Source organism: Tateyamaria rhodophyticola (assembly GCF_047777875.1).
Taxonomy (GTDB): domain Bacteria; phylum Pseudomonadota; class Alphaproteobacteria; order Rhodobacterales; family Rhodobacteraceae; genus Tateyamaria.
The window spans coordinates 2,769,022-2,792,803 of the sequence record NZ_CP180519.1 but is presented as its reverse complement, the minus strand read 5'-3'; the positions used below and the strand labels follow the sequence as shown (position 1 = coordinate 2,792,803).

Below are 23,782 nucleotides of genomic sequence, written 5' to 3'. Positions count from 1 at the left end.
CCATGACGCACATGTTCGACCTTAGCGGCAAAACCGCCCTTGTGACCGGCGCCAAACGCGGCATCGGGCGCGGCATGGCTGAAGCACTGGCCGCTGCCGGTGCCGATATCATCGGTGTCTCGGCCACCCTCGCCCCCAGCTCCGAGGTGGAGCAGGCCGTGACCGGCATGGGCCGCAGCTTTACCGCCCACGCGGTGGACTTCTCGGACCGTGCCGCCGTCAGCGCCTTTGCCGCCGAGATGGCCGACACAGCCCCCGACATCCTGATCAACAACGCAGGCACGATCAAACGTGCGCCCGCAGCCGAACATCCCAACGATTGGTGGGATGAGGTGATCGAAGTGAACCTGTCGGCGCAATTCGTCCTGTCCAAGGCCGTCGGTGGCGCGATGGCAAATCGCGGGTCGGGCAAGATCATCTTTACCGCGTCGCTCCTGACCTTTCAGGGCGGGATCACGGTGCCGGGCTATGCCGCGTCCAAGGGCGGGATCGGCCAACTGACCAAGGCGCTGGCCAATGAATGGGCGGGCAAGGGCGTGAACGTGAACGCCATTGCACCGGGATACATTGCCACGGACAACACGCAGGCGCTGCAGGATGATCCGGACCGCTCCAAGGCGATCCTTGAAAGGATCCCCGCAGGCCGCTGGGGCGAGCCTGCGGATTTTGGCGGCCCGGCGGTGTTTCTTGCGTCAGACGCGGCACGCTATGTGCACGGCGAAATCCTGACGGTCGATGGCGGCTGGATGGGCCGCTGAGGTAAAATGAGGGCTGTGCATCTGGTGCAGCCCCGTCTACATCCCGCCACATGATCCAGCTTTCCCTCATCGGTATCGGCACCGGCAATCCCGACCACCTGACCGGCGAAGCGCGGCGCGTCATTGGCGCGGCCGATCTGTTCCTGATCCCGCGCAAGGCAGCGAAATCCGACCTCGCCGATCTGCGCACGCAGATCATTGGCGCCGTCCGGGCGGACGCCAACATCGCCTATTTCAACATGCCGGTCCGGGATGATGCGTTGCCCTATCTCGACCGTGTGGACGCCTGGCACGATGAGATCGCCCGGATCTGGACCGACACGATTGCAGCGCAACAGGCGGTGCGCCATGTCGCGTTGCTGGTCTGGGGCGACCCGTCGCTTTATGACAGCACCTTGCGGATTGCTGCGCGGCTGAGCCCTGCCCCCGAAGTGCGCGTGATCGCCGGGATCACATCCGTTCAGGCGCTGACAGCGGCGCACGCCATCCCGCTCAACACACTGAACGCGCCGGTGACGATCTCGACGGGCCGACGGCTGCGCGATCACGGCTGGCCAGCGGGCTGTGAGACGCTGGTGGTGATGCTCGACGGTGGTTGCGCGTTTCAGGATCTGGACCCGGACGGGTATGACATATGGTGGGGCGCCTACCTTGGGATGGCAGAGCAGATCACCGAGCATGGACGTCTCTCGGATGTCTGCGCGCGGATCATCGCACGCCGCGCCGCGGCGCGGGCCGCGCATGGTTGGATCATGGATACGTATCTGCTGCGACCTGTTCGCGATCTGCCTAGGAATTAGGCAGTTCGGGGCGAAATTGCGCGCCCCTTTGCGAATGCGCTGGCAAGCGGCGGCGGCCCTGTGTTCAATCGCGGCACATGACGGCGCTTCACCCTCTCCCCTCACCGACGCCCGCGCGCCAGCGCGCCCGCGGGTCCGTGCGTGTGACCACCAAACAGGGGCCGCGCGGCACGGTTATCGATGCGCTCTTTCAGCAAGGGGCCGCCAAGGCGGTGTTTCCCCGCGCGGACCGCGGCATGACGGCGGTGCTGTTGAACACATCCGGCGGTGTGACGGGCGGTGACCGCTTTGACTATGCGGCCACAGCAGGAGAAGGCACACACCTGACGCTGACCACGCAGGCCTGCGAACGCGCCTACCGCGCGCTGGATGGCGAGACGGGGCGCGTTGCGACGGATCTCAAGGTCGCAGGCGGAGCAACCTTGTGGTGGCTGCCGCAGGAAACGCTTTTGTTTGACGGCTGTGCGATGACGCGCCGCCTGACATGCGCGCTGTCGGATGGTGCGCGCGCGCTGATCGTGGAGCCGATCTGTTTCGGACGTCTGGCCATGGGCGAAGACAGCATCACCGGCACGATGTCCGACCGGATTGAGATCACCCGGAACGGCGCACCGCTGGTGCGCGATACCTGGCGCATGACGGGTGACCTTGGACAAACGCTGGACCGCACGGCCACGGGCGGTGGCGCGCGTGCGATGGTCAGCCTGACCTATGTGGCACCGGATGCCGAGGCACAGCGGGACGCGCTGCGCGGCATGCTGGGACCGACCGGCGGCGTGAGCCTGCGCGCCGACGATGTGCTGGTGATGCGGTTGCTGGCCGCATCCGGGTACGCCCTGCGCAAAGACCTTTTGCCGATCCTCGATCATTTGACGGGCGGACATCTGCCCCTGTGCTGGAGACTATGAGCCATGCAACTCACCCCGCGTGAAAAGGACAAATTGCTGATCGCGATGGCCGCCGAGGTGGCGCGCAAGCGGCTGGCGCGCGGCGTCAAGCTGAACCACCCCGAAGCGATAGCGCTCATCACGGACGCGGTGGTCGAAGGGGCGCGCGACGGTCGTTCCGTGGCGGAGATGATGGAGGCCGGGGCGCAGGTGATCACGCGGGATCAGTGCATGGACGGCGTGCCGGAGATGATCCACGACGTACAGGTCGAGGCCACGTTTCCGGACGGAACCAAGCTGGTCACAGTGCACAACCCCATACGGTAGCGCAGGTCAGCCTATGTCGGATTTGAGTTTATTTTGCGAGATGAAGTTGGGGAGGACAGCGCGATGATCCCGGGGGAAGTGTTTCCGGCAGAGGGCGACATATCGCTCAACACAGATGGCGCGGCGATCACCTTGCACGTGTCCAATACGGGCGACCGGCCGGTACAGGTCGGCAGCCACTATCATTTCGGCGAGGCGAATGCGGCGCTGGATTTTGACAGGGACGCGGCGCGGGGCATGCGGCTTGATATTGCGGCGGGCACGGCCGTGCGGTTTGAACCGGGTCAGGCGCGTGATGTGCAGCTGATCCCGATCAGCGGCGCGCGCCGGGTCTACGGGTTCAATCAGCAGGTCATGGGGGATCTGTGATGAAACGCGCGGCTCTTCTCGTTGCGATGTGCACGCCCGCGGGCGCCATGGCACAGAGCGTCAATTGCGCGGCACCCGTCAATCAGGTCGAGATGACGTTTTGCGCCGGGCAAGCCTATGAGGCGGCGGACGGGGATCTGAACCTCGCCTATCGCATGGCGATGGACCAGGCCCGCGCGCTGGACAGTCATGACCCGCAAACACCCTCCAACGCCGATCTGATGCGCGACGCACAGCGCGCGTGGATCCCGTTTCGCGATGCGGCGTGCTCTGCCGAGAGCACTTTGGCCCGCGGCGGGTCGATGCAGAACCAGCTGTTCCTGATGTGCATGGAACGCCTGACGCGCGCACGGACCGAGGATTTGCGGTTTTATGGTGAGGTGAACTGATGCACCTGCCACAGGTCCAACAGAGACGCAGTGAATTTTTCGCGGAGTAACAGCATATGCCCACAACCATTTCGCGCCGCGACTATGCCGCCATGTTCGGACCCACCGTAGGGGACAAGGTGCGCCTTGCCGATACGGACCTGATCATCGAAGTTGAACGCGACCTTGGTGCCGAAGCCGCAGGGGCCGCTGCAACCGGCGGCAGTGGCGACAACGCCATGCTCTATGGCGAAGAGGTCAAGTTTGGCGGTGGCAAGGTCATCCGCGACGGCATGGGACAATCGCAAGTCACCCGGGCGGCGGGCGCGGTCGATACGGTGATCACCAACGCGCTGATTGTCGACTGGACGGGCATCTACAAGGCGGATGTGGGGCTGAAGGACGGGCGCATTGCCGCCATCGGCAAGGCCGGTAACCCCGACACGCAACCGGGGGTCGACATCATCATCGGGCCGGGCACCGAGGCGATCGCGGGCGAAGGCAAGATCCTGACCGCAGGCGGTTTTGACAGCCATATCCACTTTATCTGCCCGCAACAGATCGAGGATGCGCTGCATTCGGGCCTCACGACCATGCTCGGCGGTGGCACGGGACCCGCCCATGGCACGCTGGCCACCACTGTGACGCCGGGGCCGTGGCACCTGGGGCGGATGTTGCAGGCCGCGGATGCGTTTCCGATGAACCTCGCCTTTGCGGGCAAGGGTAATGCGTCTTTGCCTGCCGCGCTGGAGGAGCAGGTGAAAGCAGGCGCTTGTGCGATGAAACTGCATGAGGACTGGGGCACCACCCCGGGGGCAATCGATTGCTGCCTGTCCGTGGCCGACGATATGGACGTGCAGGTGATGATCCATACCGATACGCTCAATGAGTCCGGCTTTGTCGAGAACACCGTAGCGGCCATGAAGGGCCGCACGATCCACGCCTTTCACACCGAAGGCGCAGGCGGCGGGCACGCACCGGACATCATCAAGATTTGCGGGGAGGCGCATGTGCTCCCCTCCTCCACCAACCCCACGCGCCCCTTTACCGTGAACACGCTCGAAGAGCATCTGGACATGCTGATGGTCTGCCACCACCTCGACAAGTCGATCCCCGAGGACGTGGCATTCGCGGAATCGCGGATCCGGCGCGAGACCATCGCCGCCGAAGACATCCTGCACGACATGGGCGCGTTTTCGATCATCGCATCCGACAGTCAGGCCATGGGCCGGGTGGGCGAGGTGCTCATCCGCACCTGGCAAACTGCGGATAAGATGAAAAAGCAGCGCGGCCGTTTGCCGGAGGAGACGGGCGACAACGACAATATGCGCGTCCGGCGCTACATTGCGAAATACACGATCAACCCGGCGATTGCGCATGGGATCAGCCACGAGATTGGCAGTATCGAAGTGGGCAAGCGGGCCGATCTGTGCCTGTGGAACACTGCGTTTTTCGGGGTGAAGCCCGAGATGGTGCTGTTGGGCGGCACCATCGCTTGCGCGCAGATGGGCGATCCGAACGCCTCCATCCCGACGCCGCAGCCCGTCTATACCCGCCCGATGTTCGGCGCATATGGCCGGTCGGTGGAGCGGTCAGCCGTGACGTTTGTGTCGGCAGCGGCGCAGGCCGAGGGGATCGGTGCGTCACTTGGGCTGGCCAAGGATACGGTGGCGGTGCAGAACACCCGCGACATCGGCAAGAAGGACCTCAAGCTGAACGACGCGATGCCACATGTCGAGGTGCACCCGGAGACATACGAAGTGCGCGCAGATGGCGAATTGCTGACCTGTGAACCGGCGGAGGTGCTGCCCATGGCGCAGCGGTATTTTTTGTTTTAGCCTAGCACGATGCGGTTTTCAGAACGACTTGGGTTCAAGTCACCACAGCTTGAACTAGACATAACTGAGATACCCGACCCCCTCCGCAATGCGCTGTGGGATGTCTGCTTGGACTATTTGATTTACCCATTCAAAGAAGAAAACTACGAAATTAGATGGGTTTACACAGACAGGTTTTGGTCACTTACCAGAAGGCTGTGGTCTGAGGTTTTAGAACAACCCAGAGACACCATTCCCGACCGTCCAGATGAGGGTTTCGCACGCGTCAGAGGCACTTTCCTTACAGCCGATTTTCCTGAACTGTATGATATACTTGAGCTATTTCATGACGTTGCGCGAGACACCGGAAGATTAGAAATTGAGTTTGCGGAGGCTTGCAATGAGGTCTTTTCCAGAGAAAAGGCAGCACTACGCTTTTTGTCGGGTCGTTTGGCGCCGGTCATAAATGAAGCCGAGATTTTCGAGGTCAATTCTGCCGCCAATCAAACCGCTTCATTCGGTGTGGCTAAACACATAGCACGTGCAATCGAGTTGTATTCGGATAGACGACATCCAGATTATCGCAATTCAATAAAAGAGGCGATCAGCGCCGTAGAAGCTGCTGCGAAGCAGGTTGTCGGAAATGAACAGGTGACACTCGGCCAAGCTCTGAAACACATGGAAAGTGAGGGGAACTTGCACTCAGCATTGAAGCAGGGTTTTTCAAACCTGTATGGATGGACAAATGACTCTGACGGTATTCGGCACGCTCTGATGCAAGAAGAAAACCTAACCGAAGAGGACGCGAGGTTTATGCTTGTGAGTTGCAGCGCCTTTGCAAATTATTTTTTGGGAAAGACTAAGTAACGACAGCCTGTCCGCCCGGCCCCATGGCCGGGCAGCCCCCGACCGCCCCCCTCGGGCGGGGGCTACACCCCCACCCGGCGGACGGGGGCCGCCCTCACCGAGTCACATGCAAACAGCCCAATCATATAACAACCACCCCCACGGCACGCCCGCAGACCATATCCAGTTGACCTATGAAGACCGTTTCCTGCGTCGCAAGGTGCTGACCCTCGCCTCGGGCGCGCAGTTGCTGGTCGATCTGCCGCAAACCACCTCGCTTGATCATGGTGGCGTGTTGATCACCACTGATCGGGCCGAGATACGGATTGAGGCCGCGCCCGAACCGCTGCTGGAGGTGACCGGCGACACGCTGCACCGCATCGCCTGGCATATCGGCAATCGGCACACGCCCTGTCAGATCGAGGACACGCGCCTGCTGATCCAGCGCGATCACGTGATGGCCGACATGCTGGCAAAGATCGGAGCGCAAACGCGCGAGGTGGTTGAACCCTTTACCCCCGAAGGCGGGGCCTATGGTCATGGCCGCACCCACGGGCACGACCATTCGCACAGCCACACATGAATGCGGCCCTGACCCTCATGCAATGGCTGTCACCGGCCTTTCCCGTGGGCGCATTTGCCTATTCGCACGGGCTGGAACAGGTGCTGGCGGACGGCGCGATCCGGGATGCGGATGCGCTGCGCGACTGGCTGGCCGCACTTTTGGAACACGGATCGGGCCATGCGGACGCGGTGCTTGTTGCGGCCGCCTACACGGCGACCCGCATCCAGGACGTGGATGCGGTCGCGCGGGCCTTTGCGCCAAGTGCGGAACGGTTGCAGGAGACGACACTGATGGGGGCCGCTTTTTGCGATACCGCACGCGCCGTCTGGGGCCTGGACGTGCAAGCGCTCACCTACCCGGTGGCCGTTGGTGCAGCGGCCCGCGGCATGGGCGTTCCGCTCGAAGACATGTTGCCCCTGTACCTGCACGCGTTCGCGTCAAACCTCATCTCCGTGGCGCAGCGCGCCATGCCGCTCGGGCAGACGGAGGGCCAGCGCGTGCTGGCCGCCCTCAGCCCGGTGATCACCGCCACCGCGTCAACGGCAGCGACCGCGACACTGGACGACCTTGGCTCCGCCAGCTTTGCCGCCGATATCGCCGCCATGCGGCACGAAACCCTTCAACCACGGATATTCCGCACATGACACAGCTTAACGGTCCTCTTCGTATTGGCATCGGCGGCCCGGTTGGCGCGGGCAAGACGACGCTCACCGCCGCCCTTGCCGCCGCGTTGAAGGAGCAGCATTCCATCGGTGTGATCACAAATGACATCTATACGCGCGAGGATGCCGAAGAGCTGATGCGCCGGCAGATCCTGCCGCAGGATCGCATCATTGGTGTCGAAACGGGGGGGTGTCCGCATACGGCGATCCGCGAAGATGCGTCGATCAACCTGGCCGCGGTGGCAGAGATGCGCGCGCGGCACCCCGAGATCGAGGCCATTCTGATTGAAAGCGGTGGGGACAATCTGTCGGCGACGTTTTCGCCGGAGCTGGCGGACATCACCCTGTATGTGATCGACGTGGCCGCCGGTGAGGAAATCCCGCGCAAGGGCGGCCCCGCGATCACGAAGTCCGATTTGCTGATCATCAACAAGACGGACCTCGCCCCGCATGTAGGGGCGTCCCTCGAGGTGATGGAACGGGATGCGACCCGGATGCGGGCAGCGCGCCCCTTTGTCTTTGCGGCGTTGCGTCATGGCAGCGGGGTAGCAGACATCATCACGCAGATCCGGGCGCTGTCCGGTTTGGGGATGGTCGCGACATAGATTTGGGGGCTCTGCCCCCGCGCCTGCGGCGCTCCCCCGGGATTTTTTGGAACAGAGACGGGGATGCCGCGGTGCCCCTGCGGGCGCGGTTCTGGTCTGAAACCGACAGCGCTGTTCGCCTGTGGGCGCGTGTTTGGCTGATTTCTGGCGTCTGATGGTCGCGAATATGCGAAGGACGACGATATGGCGATGACTGTCCGCTCACGATCAGGCGGCAGGGCCAGCCGGCGCGCCGCGCGGCAGGCCCCCGATCTGACAATGCTGCCGGGGCTGCGCAACACCTTGCCGTGGTGCGACATCATGGATGGCAGCCAGGTTGAGCGCATTGATGCGGCGTCGATGGATATTCTCGAAAACGTGGGCGTCGTGTTCCGGGATGACATCGCCCTTGCCGATTGGCGGCGTGCGGGCGCTAAGGTCGAGGGCGAGACGGTGTATCTGGATCGCGGGTTGGTGCGGGACCTGATTGCGACAATACCAGAGACGTTTACCTACCACGCACGCGATCCGCACAAGAATGTGGCCCTCGGCGGGCGCGACAGCATTTTTGTACCCATGACCGGGGCACCGTTCCTGCGGGATCTGGACGATGTGCGGCGCAATCCAACGCTCGACGATCTGGCGATGTTCCACAAGCTGAGCCATATGATGCCCGCGCTGCATTCGTCTGCGCATCACATTGTTGAGCCCTATGATCATCCGATCAGCCATCGGCATCTGCGCATCACCTATTCCTCGATGGTGCATTCGGACAAGACGTTCATGGGCATGACGACGTCGCCCAAAAACGCCGAGGACGTGATCGAGATGTGCGCGATCCTGTTCGGCGACGATTTTATCGAGGATCACCCGGTCACCACCGGCAATTGCAACGGCAATTCGCCACTGGTGTGGGACGAGACCATGCTGGGGGCGATGCGCGCCTTCAGTCGCAGGAACCAACCGGTCCTGTGCTCGCCTTTCGTGTTGGGCGGCGCCAATACGCCTGCCTCTGTTGCGGCCTCGGTTGCGCAGCTCAATGCCGAAGCGCTGAGCGCGCTGGCTTATACCCAGGTGATCCGGCGGGGGGCCCCGGCGATCTATGGGCACTACCTGTCGACCGTGTCGATGAAGTCGGGCGCACCCATGGCAGGCACGCCCGAGATTTCCATGATGAACTTTATGATCGGGCAAATGGCGCGCCATTACGGTGTGCCGTGGCGGACGTCCAATACGCTCGGCGGGGCAAAGACGTTCGACGCGCAGGCCGGGTATGAAAGCGCCACGACACTGTCTTCAGTGATGCATGCGGGCGCGAACTATATCTGGCATTCGGCGGGTTGGAACGAGGCCGGCATGCATTGTTCCGTGGCCAAGTTCATCGTGGATGCGGAGCAATGCGCAATGGCCTATCGCATGGCGCAGGGGGTGCAGTGGGACGACTTCGACACGGCGCTTTCGGCGGTGCGCGACATCGGTCCGGGCGGGCATTACCTCGGCCATCCACACACGCAGGAGAACTTTCAAACCGCCTTCTTCATGCCTGATCTCTTTGACAATAACTCCATCGAGCAGTGGCAGGCAGAAGGTGGCAAGGAGATCACCGAACGCGCGCTGGACCACGCGAAAATGCTGCTGGGACATTATGAGCGGCCGGTGCTGGACCCCGGCGTGGATGAGGCGTTGCAAGCCTATATTGCGCGGCGCGAAGAAGAGATTCCAGCGGCGGATGCGCTTAATCAGGAATTTTGACGTAAAGCGCTGATTTCATTCAGGTTTGCGAAATCGGTGCTTTTGGGTATTGCGGTGGCACGGCTGTTGGCACGGGAATTTGCGTCTGTTTGTGCGGCTATGGATATCTCCTGTGGATAGGCCACTATGGTGTTCTGAATAAATGAGATCAGAAATCAGATATTTGACTTTAGAGTGCAATACCTGTGAATAACTGTTTTCTCAGCATTGTATTTTCTCAATCACTCCGCACCCGCGCGCCACTCTTTCCAACGCAAATAGGCGTTCGCGCCCAAGCTGGCAAAGGGCTGTGGGGGCAATCGTTTCAACTCCGCCTCATCATCGAAATATGACGTGATTTCAGATACCTGCCCGCAACACCTCTCAGCTGCCGCGATCCCTGTGAGCGTGCCGCGTGCGGTGCCGAGGCCATTTTGCACGCAGGCGCTGTAAACGCCCGTCTCAATCTCGCGCGCATGAGCAACGCCATTCAGAGACAGGCACAGGTGGCCGCCCCACATATGCTGTTGCGCGACGCCAGCCAATGCAGGGAACCGCGTGGCAAAGGCGCGCGTATGTGCGGCGGCGGCGCGGCGCATGTCGCGGTCGTGGGGCCGCATGCCGGGCCGGACCACCGCACAATTGCGGGTCACTATCCGGTGCCCGCCTTGGCCAGTGTCGATCCGGCGCATTGTCGTGCCCATCGGATCGGACGGGGTCACCCCCCATCGCGGCGCGCCGCCAAGGGTGCTGCGCTGTTCCTCCGTCAGCGGCGCGGTCATGGATGCAAACAGGAACAGCTGCACCAGCCGCCCCTTTGCCACGCCAAAGCTCTCGAGATGCCCGTTGACGGCAAGGATCACTCGGCCGGTCGTCACCTTACCCTTCGGCGTGCGCAGCACCCAATCGCTCCCCGTGGGGCGGAAGTTCAGCACCGGGCTGCGCTCAAATATCTGCGCCACGCGCGCCAACCCCGTCGCAAAGCCGCGCACATAGCCCGCGGGTTGCAGCATCACGGTGCCCGGCGTGTAGAGCCCGGACCGGTAGTGTGTGGATCCTGTCAGCTCCGCCATTGCCTGCGCATCGAGCCATTCTAACGGCTCGTTCAGGCCGTCCAAGTGCTTGGAATAGCAGCGATTATGGGCCTCACCGGCAACTGTGGCGGCTCCGTTCACCTTGCCTGCCTGGTCAAAGAAATCCGCCGGGATGTCATACTCCGCCACCGCTTCCCGCGCGAAACCGATGGCGTGACGGTTAAGCCGGGTCAGCGTCTGATCGTCGCCTGTGCCTGCATAATCCTCGGACGCGAGATCGTGCGGCAGGTCGATCATGAAGCCGGAGTTGCGCCCCGCAGCCCCATCGGCCACGGCCCACGCGTCGAGGATCACAACCCGCGCCTGCGGCCAGATCTGGAGCACCCGACGCGCCGCCGAAATCCCGGCAAAACCCGCGCCAACCACAACCACGTCTGCGGTGATGTCTTCTTCGAGCCGTGGGAAGCCCGGCCCCGGCCCAAGAATGTCGGCCCAGGCCGCAGGACCCTGATGCCGTGGCAGGCGTTGCGCGGTGTAGATCACTCCACCGCCTCCTCCGCGTCGTCTGTCAGGTCAAGCCAGATGGTCTTGAGCTGCGTGTACTGGTCGTGCGCATGGAGCCCGTTGTCGCGCCCCCCAAAGCCTGACATTTTCACACCGCCAAACGGGGTCGCAATGTCGCCCTCGCCATAGCTGTTGACCGTCACGGTGCCCGCCCGCAGCATGCGCGCGCCCCGCAGCGCCCGTTTGGCGTTCGCGGTGAACAGGGACGCGCACAGGCCGTACGGCGTGTCATTGGCGACCTTGATCGCCTCGTCAAAGGAGCGCACCGGGATCACCGCCAGGACCGGGCCGAAAATCTCGTCCCGCGCCAGCACGTTATCGGGCGATGTTGCCACTACGGTGGGGGTGACAAAGGGCCTATCCACAGACCCACCCACAAGGATATCCCCAGCCTTTTCGACGTAACCACAGACCTTTTCGACATGCGCAGCACTCACCAGCGCGCCCTGCCGCGTTTCCGGGTCGAGCGGGTCGCCCACGGGCAGTTGACGCATATGCACCTCGATCCGGGTAAGCAGGTCGTCCCGCACAGCCTCATGCACGATCAACCGCGAAATGGCCGAACAATTTTCGCCCATGTTCCAGAACGCACCGTTGACCACATGCTGTGCCACCTGATCGAGATTTTCGGCGTCATCCATCACGACACACGGGTTCTTGCCGCCCATCTCCAGAACCACTTCTTTGGCATTGGACTCAGCAGCATAGCGCAGGAATTTCATCCCCGTTTCGGTCGACCCGGTAAAGCTGACCATATCGATATCCATGTGCCGCCCGATCGGTTCACCCACATTCGGCCCAAGCCCCGGCACCACGTTCAACACGCCGCGCGGCACGCCCGCCTCCATCGCCAGCTCGGCCAACCGCAAGGCGGTCAACGACGTTTCTTCGGCGGGTTTCAGCACGACGGAACAGCCCGAAGCGAGCGCTGGGCCGATCTTCCACGCCATCATCAACAACGGGAAATTCCACGGCAACACAAGGCCCACCACGCCAACAGGCTCCCGGACGACCATCGCGATATGATCATCAGACGCCGGTGCGACACTGTCATAGATCTTGTCGATGGCTTCTGCGTGCCACTTGATGCAATGGATCGCCTCGGGGATGTCCACCGTCTCGCAATCGTAGATGGTTTTGCCGCTGTCGACGCTTTCCAGAACGGCCAGTTCGCGCGCATTGCGCGTCATCAGCTTGCACAACCGGATCAACACGTCCTTGCGGGCCGAGGGATGCAGGCGCGACCACCGCCCGTCCTCGAAAGCCTCGCGCGCCTTTTCCACTGCGAAATCAACGTCGTCCGGACCGCACGACGCGACATGTGCCAGCGGGGCGCCGGTTGCCGGGTTGACGCTCTCAAACGTCTTGCCGGAGATCGCGGGCCGGAAACCGCCGTCGATAAAGGCGGTGTTGGCCGGGGTCAGGCCGTCCGCGATGGCGCGGTATTCCTCACGGGTCAGCATGGCTTCAGCCCTCCTGCATGATGCGTGAAATGGTCGTTTGCAGGACGTGGATCACCTGTTCGAGCGCCCGTTTGTCATCCTTGTTCAATGCCTTCAATGGCGGGCGGATGGCGCCCGTGTCGATGCCCTGCACCGTGACGCCGTATTTGATGCACTGCACGAACTTGCCCCCCTGTTCGAGCACGCGCATCAGCGGCATCATCGCCGACATGATGCGCCGCCCCTTGTCAAAATCCCCGTCAACTGCGCAGGCGCGCCAGAGTGCCACGTGCTCTTCGGGCAGGAAATTGGACCCGCCGCAGACCCAGCTGCGCGCGCCCCAGGCAAAGAACTCCAACGCCTGATCATCCATGCCGCAAGACATCTGGATATGCGGATAATCGCGCGCCAGAAGATGCACGCGATTGATATCGCCCGAACTTTCCTTGATGGCGCAGAAGTTGCGCGAGCGGCCCACACGGTCGAGAAACGCTTCGCCCATGTTCACGCCCATCCGCCCCGGATAGTTATACAGCATGATCGGCAGGTTCGCGGCCGCATCAATGGCCAGCGCATTGAGCGCGTTTTCCCGTTCGGTCGGCACCGCATATGGCGGTGTGGCCACCAACAGCGCATCCGCGCCCATATCCTTGCCCCCCATGGCCAGCGCCATCATATCGGCGGGCAACATCGCACCGGTGCCCATGATGACCGGCACACGGCCCGCCACGATCCGCACCGTTTCCCGCGCCACCGACAGCCGCTCCTCCACGGTCATAGCGTAATTCTCACCCGTAGAGCCGCCGGTGATCACGCCGTGCACACCCGCCGCAATCAAACGCTCCAGAACCAGCTCCAAAGCCTTGAAATCAGGCGAATAATCCGCGTTGAACGGTGTCACGACGGGCGTGTAGATCCCGTTGAATTCCATGGCGGGCGTCATGCGCGGACCTCCTGCGGTGGGTTGCCAAGCGGCAGGTCGAGCCCACCCGGCATCACGAACTGCGAAATCTGGTCACGGGACAATTGCCAATGCGCATCCGCCAGTTGCCGCGCCCGCACCGCGTCGCGCGCCGTGATCGCGGCGATGATCTGGTCGTGCTGTTTGCAGGCGAGATCGACATTATGCTGCGCCCCGGCATCACGTGGTTGGTAGAACGTCATCGAAATGCGCGCATGATCCAGCAACAACCGGTTAAAGCTCGGGGCGAGGAACGGGTTGTCCGCCATATCGCCGGTGATCCGGTGAAACCGGGTGTTGGCCAGCGCGCGCTCGGCCGTGGTCCCGTCGCGGAGCGCGGTGCGGAACCTGTCCTGTGCCTCTTGCAGCGCGGTCAGCTGCGCCTCGCTCCGGTGTGCGGCCGCCAGTTGCAGGATCGCGCCATAGATCATGGGGGCGGCGATGAAAAAGGCGCGCAGGTTTTGGTGTGACATTTCAGAGACTTGCGCGCCCCGGTTCTGACGCAGGGTGACATAGCCTTCGCCCGCCAGATGCCGCAGAACCTCGCGCATCGGCGTGCGCGACAAATCGTATTGGGCGCACAGCCCCGCTTCGTCCAGATCCGCACCGGGCGGCAGCTCCAGTGTCAGGATGGCGGTCCGGAGGCTTTCCGTGGCATCGGATTTCTTGTCAGCAGGCTGCATTTTTTCTGCATACAATATGTATACAAAAATGTCCAGCGAACCTGCCCACCCGTATCGCGCGTCAGCGCATCACGCGAAGTCGATCACCTTGGCCATCGGCATCTCACGCACCCGCGTGCCTGTTGCGGCAAAGATCGCGTTGGACAGGGCCGCAGCGGCAGGCGGCACCATCGGCTCGCCCATCCCGCGCACGTCGCGGCCATTCTCAAGTCCCCGCACCATGATCTCGGGCGCCTGATAAATCCGCATCCCTTCGGCGTCGTAGTAATTGCGCTGCTCCACCATGCCATCGGCATAGGTGATTTCCGAATTCATCGCATGGCCAAGCGCCCAGACAATGCCACCCTGCACCATGTTTTCGAACATGATCGGGTCGATCACCCGGCCCACTTCCGCCGCGCACCAGACCTTGTCGATCATGATGCCCGCATCCGTTGCCGACACCTCGATCACCTGCGCAGTGGGCACGCCGAAGGACATGCAGAACGCAACCCCGCGTCCCTGCCCCGGCGCCAGATCAGCGCCCCAGTTCGACATCTCGGCAACCGCCTCCAGCGTCTTGCGCGACGGGTCATGCCACATCAGGCGCAACCGTTCCTCCATCGGGTCGGCGCCCGCGGCGTGGATCAGTTCATCCAGGAACACGTCGTGGAAAAAGCCGTTGGTGGACGCCCCGACGGACCGCCAGGACGACACGGGCGCCAGTTCGGGCGCACGGTATCCAGACACACGGTAATGCGGGATGTCATAGGGTTGTTCCCATGCACCGGCGACGATTTGCAGATCCGGGCCGGGCACGGGAAAGCCCTGCCGCCCCATTTGGCTGGCCACAACGGAGGGCATGGCGATGCCAAGGTCATACCCTTCGACGCGCCCGTCGCGGACCGTCCCGCGCGCGCGGGCCATGGCGATCTGGCGGGTGTCGTTCTGGGCAAAGTCCTCTTCGCGGCTGTAAGTCAGTTTTACTGGCGTGCCGGGCCGCGTCATCGCGATCTCGGTCGCCTCGCGCACCACGCGGTCTTCGAGCCGGTGGCCAAAGCTGCCGCCCATCATGAGGACATGCACATGCACCTGTTCGGCGTCCTTGCCGGTGATCTTGGCGACGTTGGTCTGCACGAAACGCGGGATCTGCGTGCCGGTCCAGACATCCACCCGGTCCTCCTGCACCAGAACGGTGGCGTTGATCGGCTCCAGCGGTTGGTGCGCGAGATAGGGCGCGCGGTACTCGGCCTCTATCACCTCGGATGCGGCGTCGAGTGCCGCAGGCGCGTCGCCGTCGTCACGGAACCGGCTGTCCAGCTGATCCTCGTTGAAGCTGTCCGAGAGGGACTGCCAGTGGCCGTCCATCTCCGCCGGATAGGCGGCGGGACCCCAGTCAAAATCGATGGCATTCGCCGCTTGAATGGCGCGCCAGGTGTTGTCTGCGATCACGGCCACGCCGCCGGTGACGGGCACGATGTCGATCACACCGCGCATCCCCCGCGCGTCCGTGTCGTCAAAACCCAGCATTTCGCCATAGCGGCGCGGATTGGTGCGCACCGTGGCATGCACCATGCCGTCCATTTCAAAATCAATGCCGTACGCCTGCGTGCCAGTGGATTTGGCAACGCTGTCAACACGTTCCATCGGCTTGCCGATCAGCCGCCATATGGACGGGTCGCGCAAGGTCACGTCGTTGACCGGTTTAAGCGTCGCCGCAATGGCGGCGAGTTCGGTGTAGGGCACCGTACCGCCGCCCGGCAACTCGACCGCGCCGCGCGCCGTCCTGAGGTCAGCCACCTGCGCGCCCGTCTGCTGTGCGGCAGCAGCCTTGAGCGTTTCGCGCGCCACGGCTCCGGCCAGCCGCAATTTCTCATAGCTGTCGGGGACGGTCGTGGAGCCACCGGTGATCTGCATGCCCAGGAACTTCATCATCGCATCCATGACACCGCGCGTGGAATTCGCGGCAAAGCTGTCGTCGGTGGAGCGGAACGGGGCGGCTTCGGCGCTGAGTGCTGTGTTGTAATACGCGGGGTCAGGCGGACCGGGGTCAACGCGCACCTGATCAAGCTCCACGTCCAGCTCTTCGGCAATGAGCGCCGCCTGCACCGAATAGGCCCCCTGCCCGCTGTCTGCCCGTGGCGTGATCAGGGTGATGCCATCCGCGTCAATCTTCACATACGGTGTCAGCGCCGCTTGGCCCGCGTCTAGCCCGTCGAGCAACGGGTTCGCGACGGGGCGTCTGTAGGCATAGTAGCCGAACGCGACGCCACCAGCGATGGCTGCAGACGTGACAAGGAACGTGCGGCGGGCGATTTTTCCGATACGGCTCATGACTTACGCCTCCTGCATCTTTTGGGCGGCGGTTTTGACGGCGGCGCGGATGCGGGGATAGGTGCCGCAGCGGCAGAGGTTCCCGCTCATTGCCGTGTCGATGTCGTCATCCGTAGGCGCGGGATTTTCCGCCACGAGTGCTGCGGCCTGCATCATCTGCCCGGCCTGGCAATAGCCGCATTGCGCGACCTGATGTTCAAGCCACGCCGTCTGCACGGCATGCATGGCGTCGGGCGTGCCCAGCCCTTCGATGGTCGTCACCTCGCCCCAGACATCTGCCGCAGGCGTCTGGCAAGAGCGCACCGCCTCACCGTCGATATGTACGGTGCACGCGCCGCATTGCGCCACGCCGCAGCCGTACTTGACGCCCTTGATGTTCAACTCATCCCGCAAGACCCACAAAAGAGGCATGTCGCCTTCGACGTCGACGTCATGTTCCGTGCCGTTCACCTTGAGTTTCATCGCGCGCTCCTGAGCTGGCTGGGATCGTATCTGCGCCATAAGATAAACCATTCGGTTCACGTCGAAACCTGTAGATCGCGCCAAATGCCGTAACGAAACACGCCACAGCGCCGGTTGAGGCGCGCGGGCCGAACGCATATCTTTTGGTCGGAATGCAACGAAACCAGATCACATATCACCTTTGGACGCGGTGCCGGGACGTGGCGGTTGCATTGCTTGCGGCCTGCTGGCCGGGGCGCGACTTTGCCGAGGTTAGCCAGTGGCTGAAACAGTGCAGCCCAAGTGTCCGGAAACAGGTGGTTTTCGGCGTTCTGGCAGCCCTGTTCTGTCTGAGCCTGCTTGCGGCGCAATTCGGGCTGATCGGACTGTGCGTGTTTTGGCTGGCCGTGATCTGGGTGATCCGCTAGCGACCGCATACAATCGTATGCCGTTGATTAAAAACACTTATTTACGAATTTTCGTGATCCAAAACGGGTGCGCGGCGTAAACACTGCATGACTTAACAAACTGCCGGAAAGGAAAGACCATGGACTTTGGCCTCGGAATTCTGACGTTTGGAACTTTGGGTTTTGTGGTGGCCTTTGGCTACATCAGCGCCCGCATCACCGAAAAGCACCGCAAATCGGGCGCGCCGAAATCGTCGCTGTCTGCGGACGGGATCGCAGAACGGATGGGCCGGGCCACACCCGCCGAGTGATCGCAACAGGTGCAACGCCGCGCCCGCGGATGCGGCGCGGCGTTTTCTTTGGCCTTCAGAACTCGACCACGGCCCGGATGGATTTGCCTTCGTGCATCAGGTCAAAGCCGTGGTTGATCTCGTCCAGAGACAGCTTGTGGGTGATCATGGGATCGATCTCGATCTTGCCATCCATGTACCAGTCCACGATTTTCGGCACGTCCGTGCGCCCCTTTGCGCCGCCAAATGCGGTGCCGCGCCAGACGCGCCCGGTGACCAGCTGGAAGGGCCGGGTGGAGATTTCAGCGCCCGCGGGCGCCACACCGATGATGATCGATTCCCCCCAGCCCTTGTGAGCGCATTCCAGCGCCGTGCGCATGACATCCACATTGCCCGTGGCGTCAAAGGTGTAGTCCGCACCGCCCCCGGTGAGTTCGACAAGATGGGCCACCATATCGCCGTCCACCTTGGACGGGTTTACGAAATCGGTCATGCCGAAATGCGTGGCCATCTCGACCTTGCTGTCGTTGAGATCGACGCCGACGATCTGATCGGCGCCAGCCAGGCGCAGGCCCTGGATCACGTTGAGCCCGATGCCGCCCAGGCCGAAGACAACGGCGGTGCTGCCGATTTCGACCTTGGCAGTGTTGATCACGGCCCCGATGCCGGTGGTCACGCCGCACCCGATATAGCAGACCTTGTCAAAGGGCGCGTCCTTGCGCACCTTGGCCAGCGCGATTTCGGGCACCACCGTGTGATTGGCAAAGGTTGAACAGCCCATGTAGTGGTGGATCGGCGTGCCATCGAGCATCGAGAACCGGGTGGACCCGTCAGGCAAAAGGCCCTGCCCTTGCGTGGCGCGGACCTTTTGGCAGAGGTTCGTTTTCGGGTTCAGGCAGTATTCGCATTCGCGGCATTCGGGCGTGTAAAGCGGGATGACATGGTCGCCGACCTCAAGCGTGGTGACGCCCTCGCCCACTTCGATCACGACGCCTGCGCCCTCGTGTCCGAGAATGGCGGGAAAGATGCCTTCGGGATCGGCCCCGGACCGCGTGAACTCATCCGTATGGCACAGGCCGGTGGCCTTGATCTCGACCAGCACCTCGCCGGCGCGGGGGCCGTCGAGATTGACCTCCATGATCTCAAGCGGTTTGCCTGCCTCGACAGCGACGGCGGCGCGGGTTCTCATCATCGTTCGGTCCTCCCGTTGAACTTTGTGCCATCAAGGGCAAGAGCGACCGGCGCTGTCAATCAAAAGCGCGCACGGCGTGGCAAACCGGCCCTCCGGGGGGGATTTTTCGGGAACAGAGACGGGATCAGATGCCGCGACAGATCAGGCGATGACGGCCCAGGCCATAAGCAGGTACGTCCATTGGTGCAGGGCCTGATCCACACCGAAGGCGCGCCAGTATCCCGCCTGATCCGGGCCGTGGCCCGTGTGATCGGACCAGCGCCCCTTGCCCCAGTCGATATGGAAATGCACCACCCATTCGATGGCGCATATGATCAGGGCCAGGGTGATCGGCACGCCCACAAGGACAAAGGCCACCAGTGATCCAACGGCGTGGATGGCCGCATGCTGGGCGCGCCCGGCATGCAGGTAGACGCCACGGTTGCGCAGCATCTTGGGCGTTTGCAGGTAAAAATCCGCAAACAGGTGCTTGGCCTGGAGCAGGAACAGCAGCACAAGGAAGAACGTTACAGGATCGGCCACATGCGGTCCTTTGTTGGCGGTTTGCCTTATCCTAGGGCGCAACGGCGCGCCCTGCAACGGATGCGGTCGGGCGCGTGTATCACGTGGATTGATTTCAGCCCCTGCACAGGCGTAGTGTCACCCCCAGATCACAGCCTTTTCGGGCCGCGCACCACCGGACACATCACCATAGAACGTTCCCTTTTTGCCTTTATCTGGAAATTCTCCAAGCGCGATCAGTTGATCCTGCTGGCGGTGACCTTGACGCTGTTTCCGCTGCTCTACCTGACGCTGGAATTGCCAAAGCGGATCATTAACGAGGCGATCGGGGCCGGATCGTCGGTGGTCGAGGCCTATGGGTACGAGTTCGACCAGATCACCTATCTTATGATCCTGTGCGGTCTGTTCCTGCTGGCGGTGCTGTGTCACGGGCTGCTCAAGATGCGGATCAACACCATGAAGGGCGTGTTGGCCGAGCGGCTCTTGCGCCGGTTCCGCTATACCCTGATCGCGCGCATCCTGCGGTTCCCGCAGCCCTATTTCGAACGCACCAGCCAGGGCGAGTTGGTCAGCATGGTCACGGCGGAAAGCGAGCCGATGGGCGGGCTGATGGGCGACGCGGTGGCGCAACCTGTGTTGCAGGCCGGTCAGATGCTGACCATCCTCGGCTTTCTGTTTTTTCAGTCGGTGGCGTTCGGGTTGGCGGCGATTGCGCTCATCCCCCTGCAGGCGTGGCTGATCCCCAAACTGCAGCGGCAGATCAACCTGCTGAACAAGAAGCGCGTCGTGCAGGTGCGCGCGCTGGCGGCCGAAATCGGGGAAGCATCGGCCGGCGCGGGCACATTGCGCAAGAATGGCGGCTGGCGGTTCCGGATGGCGATGGTCGGCGACCGGTTGGGTCGTCTGTTTGCGATCCGCTTCGAGATCTACCAGAAGAAATTCTTCATGAAGTTCCTCAACAACTTCATCACGCAGCTCACGCCGTTCTTTTTCTTTTCCATCGGCGGGTATCTGGTGATCCGGGGGGACGTGACCTTGGGTGCACTGGTGGCGGCACTTGCGGCCTACAAGGACCTGTCGAGCCCGTGGAAAGAGCTGCTGGCCTACTACAATCAGAGCGCGGACATGTCCCTGCGGTGGGAGACGATCACGGAGCGGTTTGCGCCCTCGGGCATGGTGGACGAGGCGCTGTTTTACAGTGAGCCGTCCGAGGTGCCGCACTTGCGCGGGGACATCGTTCTGGATCAGGTGACGGTGCGGGATGGCGACGGCAATCCAGTGCTTGAAGACATCTCGATGACGGTGCCGGGCGGCTCCTCCATCGGTATCACTGCCCCCAATGACGAGGATCGCCGCGCCTTTGGCGAGGCCTTGATGCGAGAGAGCCTTGCGGCCAGCGGCACGGTCACCCTGTCGGGTCATGACGTGCGCAGCCTGCATCAGGCGACGATCGCACAGCGCATGGGTCACGCCACGTCCCGCCCGATGATGTTCAAGGGCAATTTCGGCGAAAACGTCCTGATGCCGATGCGGTTTTCGCCGCAGGCGGCGGACACGCCATCCGACGCCATTCAGGAAGCGCTGCGTACGGGCAACAGCGTTGATGACGTCCATATCAACTGGCTTGACCCAGGCCGGGGCGCCTTTGCCAATCAGGGGGATATCCGTGCCTTCTGGTATCAGCTGGTGCAGGGCATGGGCAGCAGCGATGCGCTTGTCCGCCGTGCGCTGGATCAGAGTTTTGATCCCGATGTGCACCCCAATCTGCGCGACGCGTTGATCGCGCTGCGACCGAGGGTGGCGGAGGCGCTTAGAGCCGCGAACCTGACGCGGTATGTGCATACGTTCGACGAAGGCACCTATAACCCCGCGCTGCCGCTCTCGGAAAACCTGCTTTTTGCCACGCCAACGGTCGAAATCACGCCCGAGATCCTGGGCGAACGCATGGATTTCCTGCGCAATCTCAGTGAGATGTCACTGGGCGCGCAGCTGGAGGCGATGTCGCGGGACATGATCGAGATGCTGCGCCAGATCTTTGGCGCGACCGGCACCGATCACCCGCTGTTCCGGCGTGTGGGACTTGAGGCGTCGGTCTATGAGGCGGTACTGGATCTTGTGACACGCAAGCCGCAAGGCGCGCCAATGGAGGACAAAGAGCTTGCGCTGTTGTTCACCATCCCCGCCAAGATCACCGCGGAACAGATTGGCCCGTCTTTCCCCAACACCGTCGCGTGGCAAATCCTCGAGATGCGCCGCCTGCACTCGGCCACGCTGCGCGAACAGATGAAGGACCTGTTTGTGCCGATCCGCGCGGATGCGCATGTGGCCGGTCTGAGCGTGATGGAAAACGTCCTCTTTGGCAAAGTGTCGGATGCGGCGGGCGCGCGGGCGGACGAGTTGCGCAAGGTGGTCAGCGATGTGCTGGCGGAGGCGGAGGTGACACCGCTGGTGATCGAGCTGATCTTTGAGGTGCCGATTGCCCTTGGTGGTGCGAACCTGCCGGCGATGTATGCCGAACCCCTGTCGGTGGGGCGTGCCGCGATCAAGCGGCCCGATATCCTGATCCTCGACCGGGTGTTGGCGTCCTATGATGCCGACGCGCAGCAGGGCCTGTTCGAGAGCCTGCGCAGCCTGTTGCCTGACACCACCATCATCTATCTCAACGACGCGTTTGCCGATGATGGCGTTTTTGACCAGCACTTCGAAATCGAACAGGGCCGTCTGGTCGGCTCCGAAGGCACGCGAGCCGAAGCCGACAGCGAGGTTGGCGCAGACCTTGCCCGCAAGGTGGACGCGCTCAAGCGCGCGCCGCTGTTCTCCGGGCTCAAGCGCAAGCAGCTGCGCCTGCTGGCCTTTGGGGCGCGGTGGTACGAGGCGCATCCGGGCGATTACGTGTTTCACAAGAACGATGATGCGACCGACGGCGCATATATGATCATCGATGGCGAGGCGGATTTGATCCTGCCCGCCACGGACGAGACCGAAGAGCGTCTGATTGCAACGGTGGGGGCCGGCGCGCTTGTGGGCGAGCTGGGCCTGATCAAGGGCGAGCCGCGCGCGCTCGACATGCGGGCGAAATCGACGCTCACCTGCCTGCGCATCGGGGAAGAGGAATTCATGGCCGTGGTCGAGAATGACGCTGCGACCGCCTTCCGCCTGTTGCAGGTGATCGCGGGTTACGTCACGACCTGAGCCGCGCCATACCTTGCGGCCGACCACCGTGCCTGAGGTCAGGCGCGAACCATTGCGACAGCCGTAGGAACACGCCTTCCGCCAGATGGTCGCAGGCGGTGAGGCCGGGGGATCGCAGTGTTTGAAACATCCAGCACCACGCCCACATGGTCCGGCCTGTGCCCGCCAAAGGCAAAGGTCCTCCCGTCACCGGACAGGTACGAAACGGCCCCTGATCCAAACGCTGGCCCCTGTTTGGTTTGGACAGCGCAAGCCCACCCCGTTGCCGCCGCGCGGTGTGGGATCAAACGGCGTTTCGGAACGAACCGCATCGTTGCGGGTGGCAAGCGGACGGGTGGCATCCGTGTTCAAGCCCTCGTGCATGTGGGCAGCGCCCGGCGTGTCTGCCTCCACCACAACAGCATCGCGGAAATGATTTTCCGCCTTGGCGCAGGCCAAAGACCATCGCGTCTACGCGCCTTTCGAATTCAGAAACGCGTCGAAAGGCGACAGATCTTGCGATCAGTCTTGCGTTTCCCACGGCGCCGATCGGGATTACTGTAAAGCGCCTTGTCCAGGTCCATCGGCCTCGCTTAGCACCCATAAAGCGCGATGCCTGTACGCTGGCGTCCACCGCCTTGGTCAGCCTCTGTCCCCGTGTCCACAGGCGTGCCGTGCACCTTGGCCGTGGACCGACGGGGCAGAAAGGCACGATGCACCCCTCATCATTTGCCTCGGCCCCACCGGAGGCGCAGGTCACGGCGCAGGCTTCCGTCTCTTCGGTGCCGACATGCACACCGGTAATGCCCTCGTCTGGATCAGGGATGTGACCGCGCCGTCATTGCGGATCGTCAACCGACTGCTGGACCGCGCGCAGAACCTTCTCAGAAAGCCTCAACGGCATCTTGTCGCCAGACCGCGCGATCAGCTTTTCCTGCCCAGAAGACAGCGAAGCCCGTCGGTGTGCCCCAGAAGGTCCGCGCCGAGTTGTGTTTTGCCGCCCGCCAGCGCCCTGCCCGCCTGTTCCGGCAACACACCCTCCAAGCCCGCGTCAAGCGCTGCGCTTTTC

The 23,782-nt window shown here is 62.7% G+C and carries 23 protein-coding genes; 15 read left to right on the top strand and 8 right to left on the bottom strand.

Going from position 1 to position 23,782, the window contains the following annotated elements; all coding sequences use genetic code 11:
* Window positions 1–2: 2 nt before the first annotated feature.
* The 12 genes from ACERHN_RS15245 to ACERHN_RS15190 all read left to right on the top strand — a co-directional run bounded on the left by ACERHN_RS15245 (window position 3) and on the right by ACERHN_RS15190 (window position 9,735).
* Complete coding sequence (locus tag ACERHN_RS15245) at window positions 3–758, top strand: SDR family oxidoreductase (RefSeq protein WP_415919874.1); 756 nt, start codon at window positions 3–5, stop codon at window positions 756–758.
* Window positions 759–808: 50 nt separating this feature from the next.
* Entirely contained in the window at window positions 809–1,558 is a 750-nt protein-coding gene (gene cobF / locus ACERHN_RS15240; protein ID WP_415919873.1) for a precorrin-6A synthase (deacetylating), read from the top strand.
* Window positions 1,559–1,635: 77 nt separating this feature from the next.
* Window positions 1,636–2,466, top strand: coding sequence for an urease accessory protein UreD (locus ACERHN_RS15235; protein ID WP_415919872.1), 831 nt, complete (start codon window positions 1,636–1,638; stop codon window positions 2,464–2,466).
* A 3-nt stretch (window positions 2,467–2,469) separates the two neighbouring features.
* Window positions 2,470–2,772 (top strand): urease subunit gamma, encoded by a 303-nt coding sequence (locus tag ACERHN_RS15230; protein ID WP_415919871.1) that lies wholly within the window; start codon window positions 2,470–2,472, stop codon window positions 2,770–2,772.
* A gap of 63 nt (window positions 2,773–2,835) precedes the next feature.
* On the top strand, window positions 2,836–3,141 hold the full coding sequence (locus tag ACERHN_RS15225) for an urease subunit beta (protein WP_415919870.1): 306 nt from the start codon (window positions 2,836–2,838) through the stop codon (window positions 3,139–3,141).
* Window positions 3,141–3,530 (top strand): lysozyme inhibitor LprI family protein, encoded by a 390-nt coding sequence (locus ACERHN_RS15220; protein ID WP_415919869.1) that lies wholly within the window; start codon window positions 3,141–3,143, stop codon window positions 3,528–3,530. Before ACERHN_RS15225 ends, ACERHN_RS15220 begins: the two co-directional genes overlap by 1 nt.
* A 56-nt stretch (window positions 3,531–3,586) precedes the next feature.
* Window positions 3,587–5,347: an urease subunit alpha gene (gene ureC / locus ACERHN_RS15215; RefSeq protein ID WP_415919868.1), complete on the top strand. Its 1,761-nt coding sequence runs from the start codon at window positions 3,587–3,589 to the stop codon at window positions 5,345–5,347.
* Window positions 5,348–5,356: 9 nt separating this feature from the next.
* On the top strand, window positions 5,357–6,193 hold the full coding sequence (locus tag ACERHN_RS15210; RefSeq protein WP_415919867.1) for an AbiJ-NTD4 domain-containing protein: 837 nt from the start codon (window positions 5,357–5,359) through the stop codon (window positions 6,191–6,193).
* Between the two features lie 106 nt (window positions 6,194–6,299).
* Window positions 6,300–6,755 carry an urease accessory protein UreE gene (gene ureE, locus ACERHN_RS15205; protein WP_415919866.1) on the top strand — a complete coding sequence of 152 codons (456 nt, stop codon included), beginning with the start codon at window positions 6,300–6,302 and terminating at the stop codon, window positions 6,753–6,755.
* A gap of 17 nt (window positions 6,756–6,772) precedes the next feature.
* The gene (locus ACERHN_RS15200; protein WP_415919865.1) at window positions 6,773–7,381 is read left to right on the top strand and encodes an urease accessory protein UreF; all 609 of its coding nucleotides are present in this window, start codon (window positions 6,773–6,775) and stop codon (window positions 7,379–7,381) included.
* On the top strand, window positions 7,378–8,004 hold the full coding sequence (gene ureG / locus ACERHN_RS15195; protein ID WP_415919864.1) for an urease accessory protein UreG: 627 nt from the start codon (window positions 7,378–7,380) through the stop codon (window positions 8,002–8,004). The genes ACERHN_RS15200 and ureG overlap by 4 nt, the downstream gene beginning before the upstream one ends.
* A 183-nt stretch (window positions 8,005–8,187) precedes the next feature.
* Window positions 8,188–9,735: a trimethylamine methyltransferase family protein gene (locus tag ACERHN_RS15190; protein WP_415919863.1), complete on the top strand. Its 1,548-nt coding sequence runs from the start codon at window positions 8,188–8,190 to the stop codon at window positions 9,733–9,735.
* 221 nt (window positions 9,736–9,956) lie between these two features.
* Here ACERHN_RS15190 and ACERHN_RS15185 read toward each other — a convergent pair whose 3' ends face one another.
* The 6 genes from ACERHN_RS15185 to ACERHN_RS15160 form a co-directional block, all read right to left on the bottom strand.
* Window positions 9,957–11,291, bottom strand: coding sequence for an NAD(P)/FAD-dependent oxidoreductase (locus ACERHN_RS15185; protein WP_415919862.1), 1,335 nt, complete (start codon window positions 11,289–11,291; stop codon window positions 9,957–9,959).
* Window positions 11,288–12,775 carry an aldehyde dehydrogenase gene (locus tag ACERHN_RS15180; protein ID WP_415919861.1) on the bottom strand — a complete coding sequence of 496 codons (1,488 nt, stop codon included), beginning with the start codon at window positions 12,773–12,775 and terminating at the stop codon, window positions 11,288–11,290. The genes ACERHN_RS15185 and ACERHN_RS15180 overlap by 4 nt, the downstream gene beginning before the upstream one ends.
* A 4-nt stretch (window positions 12,776–12,779) precedes the next feature.
* Complete coding sequence (locus ACERHN_RS15175; protein WP_415919860.1) at window positions 12,780–13,697, bottom strand: dihydrodipicolinate synthase family protein; 918 nt, start codon at window positions 13,695–13,697, stop codon at window positions 12,780–12,782.
* Window positions 13,694–14,398, bottom strand: a complete 705-nt coding sequence (locus tag ACERHN_RS15170; RefSeq protein WP_415919859.1) for a GntR family transcriptional regulator — start codon at window positions 14,396–14,398, stop codon at window positions 13,694–13,696. The genes ACERHN_RS15175 and ACERHN_RS15170 overlap by 4 nt, the downstream gene beginning before the upstream one ends.
* A 69-nt stretch (window positions 14,399–14,467) precedes the next feature.
* Entirely contained in the window at window positions 14,468–16,711 is a 2,244-nt protein-coding gene (locus ACERHN_RS15165; protein ID WP_415919858.1) for a molybdopterin cofactor-binding domain-containing protein, read from the bottom strand.
* 3 nt (window positions 16,712–16,714) lie between these two features.
* Window positions 16,715–17,173: a (2Fe-2S)-binding protein gene (locus ACERHN_RS15160; RefSeq protein WP_415919857.1), complete on the bottom strand. Its 459-nt coding sequence runs from the start codon at window positions 17,171–17,173 to the stop codon at window positions 16,715–16,717.
* Window positions 17,174–17,325: 152 nt separating this feature from the next.
* On the opposite strand from ACERHN_RS15160, the gene ACERHN_RS15155 reads away from it, so the two are divergent.
* On the top strand, window positions 17,326–17,580 hold the full coding sequence (locus tag ACERHN_RS15155; RefSeq protein ID WP_415919856.1) for a hypothetical protein: 255 nt from the start codon (window positions 17,326–17,328) through the stop codon (window positions 17,578–17,580).
* Between the two features lie 119 nt (window positions 17,581–17,699).
* Window positions 17,700–17,870 carry a hypothetical protein gene (locus ACERHN_RS15150; protein WP_415919855.1) on the top strand — a complete coding sequence of 57 codons (171 nt, stop codon included), beginning with the start codon at window positions 17,700–17,702 and terminating at the stop codon, window positions 17,868–17,870.
* Window positions 17,871–17,925: 55 nt separating this feature from the next.
* Here the strand turns inward: ACERHN_RS15150 and ACERHN_RS15145 are convergent, their stop codons facing one another.
* Both ACERHN_RS15145 and ACERHN_RS15140 read right to left on the bottom strand, forming a co-directional pair.
* Window positions 17,926–19,038, bottom strand: coding sequence for an S-(hydroxymethyl)glutathione dehydrogenase/class III alcohol dehydrogenase (locus ACERHN_RS15145; protein WP_415922751.1), 1,113 nt, complete (start codon window positions 19,036–19,038; stop codon window positions 17,926–17,928).
* A 144-nt stretch (window positions 19,039–19,182) separates the two neighbouring features.
* Window positions 19,183–19,563 carry a DUF3307 domain-containing protein gene (locus ACERHN_RS15140; RefSeq protein WP_415919854.1) on the bottom strand — a complete coding sequence of 127 codons (381 nt, stop codon included), beginning with the start codon at window positions 19,561–19,563 and terminating at the stop codon, window positions 19,183–19,185.
* Here ACERHN_RS15140 and ACERHN_RS15135 point away from each other — a divergent pair, their 5' ends adjacent.
* Window positions 19,564–22,734: an ABC transporter transmembrane domain-containing protein gene (locus tag ACERHN_RS15135; RefSeq protein WP_415919853.1), complete on the top strand. Its 3,171-nt coding sequence runs from the start codon at window positions 19,564–19,566 to the stop codon at window positions 22,732–22,734.
* Window positions 22,735–23,782 lie beyond the last annotated feature (1,048 nt).

Excerpts from the sequence above, each read along its gene's own strand:
- ACERHN_RS15135 (WP_415919853.1), top strand. The coding sequence starts at position 19,564 with ATGCGGTCCTTTGTTGGCGGTTTGCCTTATCCTAGGGCGCAACGGCGC.
- ACERHN_RS15200 (WP_415919865.1), top strand. The coding sequence starts at position 6,773 with ATGCAATGGCTGTCACCGGCCTTTCCCGTGGGCGCATTTGCCTATTCG.
- ACERHN_RS15225 (WP_415919870.1), top strand. The coding sequence starts at position 2,836 with ATGATCCCGGGGGAAGTGTTTCCGGCAGAGGGCGACATATCGCTCAAC.
- ureE (WP_415919866.1), top strand. The coding sequence starts at position 6,300 with ATGCAAACAGCCCAATCATATAACAACCACCCCCACGGCACGCCCGCA.
- ACERHN_RS15150 (WP_415919855.1), top strand. The coding sequence starts at position 17,700 with ATGGACTTTGGCCTCGGAATTCTGACGTTTGGAACTTTGGGTTTTGTG.
- ACERHN_RS15175 (WP_415919860.1), bottom strand. The coding sequence starts at position 13,697 with ATGACGCCCGCCATGGAATTCAACGGGATCTACACGCCCGTCGTGACA.
- ACERHN_RS15155 (WP_415919856.1), top strand. The coding sequence starts at position 17,326 with ATGCAACGAAACCAGATCACATATCACCTTTGGACGCGGTGCCGGGAC.
- ACERHN_RS15170 (WP_415919859.1), bottom strand. The coding sequence starts at position 14,398 with ATGCAGCCTGCTGACAAGAAATCCGATGCCACGGAAAGCCTCCGGACC.
- ACERHN_RS15165 (WP_415919858.1), bottom strand. The coding sequence starts at position 16,711 with ATGAGCCGTATCGGAAAAATCGCCCGCCGCACGTTCCTTGTCACGTCT.
- ACERHN_RS15245 (WP_415919874.1), top strand. The coding sequence starts at position 3 with ATGACGCACATGTTCGACCTTAGCGGCAAAACCGCCCTTGTGACCGGC.
- ACERHN_RS15210 (WP_415919867.1), top strand. The coding sequence starts at position 5,357 with ATGCGGTTTTCAGAACGACTTGGGTTCAAGTCACCACAGCTTGAACTA.
- ACERHN_RS15190 (WP_415919863.1), top strand. The coding sequence starts at position 8,188 with ATGGCGATGACTGTCCGCTCACGATCAGGCGGCAGGGCCAGCCGGCGC.
- ACERHN_RS15235 (WP_415919872.1), top strand. The coding sequence starts at position 1,636 with ATGACGGCGCTTCACCCTCTCCCCTCACCGACGCCCGCGCGCCAGCGC.
- ACERHN_RS15160 (WP_415919857.1), bottom strand. The coding sequence starts at position 17,173 with ATGAAACTCAAGGTGAACGGCACGGAACATGACGTCGACGTCGAAGGC.
- ACERHN_RS15145 (WP_415922751.1), bottom strand. The coding sequence starts at position 19,038 with ATGAGAACCCGCGCCGCCGTCGCTGTCGAGGCAGGCAAACCGCTTGAG.
- cobF (WP_415919873.1), top strand. The coding sequence starts at position 809 with ATGATCCAGCTTTCCCTCATCGGTATCGGCACCGGCAATCCCGACCAC.
- ureC (WP_415919868.1), top strand. The coding sequence starts at position 3,587 with ATGCCCACAACCATTTCGCGCCGCGACTATGCCGCCATGTTCGGACCC.
- ACERHN_RS15220 (WP_415919869.1), top strand. The coding sequence starts at position 3,141 with ATGAAACGCGCGGCTCTTCTCGTTGCGATGTGCACGCCCGCGGGCGCC.
- ACERHN_RS15180 (WP_415919861.1), bottom strand. The coding sequence starts at position 12,775 with ATGCTGACCCGTGAGGAATACCGCGCCATCGCGGACGGCCTGACCCCG.
- ACERHN_RS15230 (WP_415919871.1), top strand. The coding sequence starts at position 2,470 with ATGCAACTCACCCCGCGTGAAAAGGACAAATTGCTGATCGCGATGGCC.
- ureG (WP_415919864.1), top strand. The coding sequence starts at position 7,378 with ATGACACAGCTTAACGGTCCTCTTCGTATTGGCATCGGCGGCCCGGTT.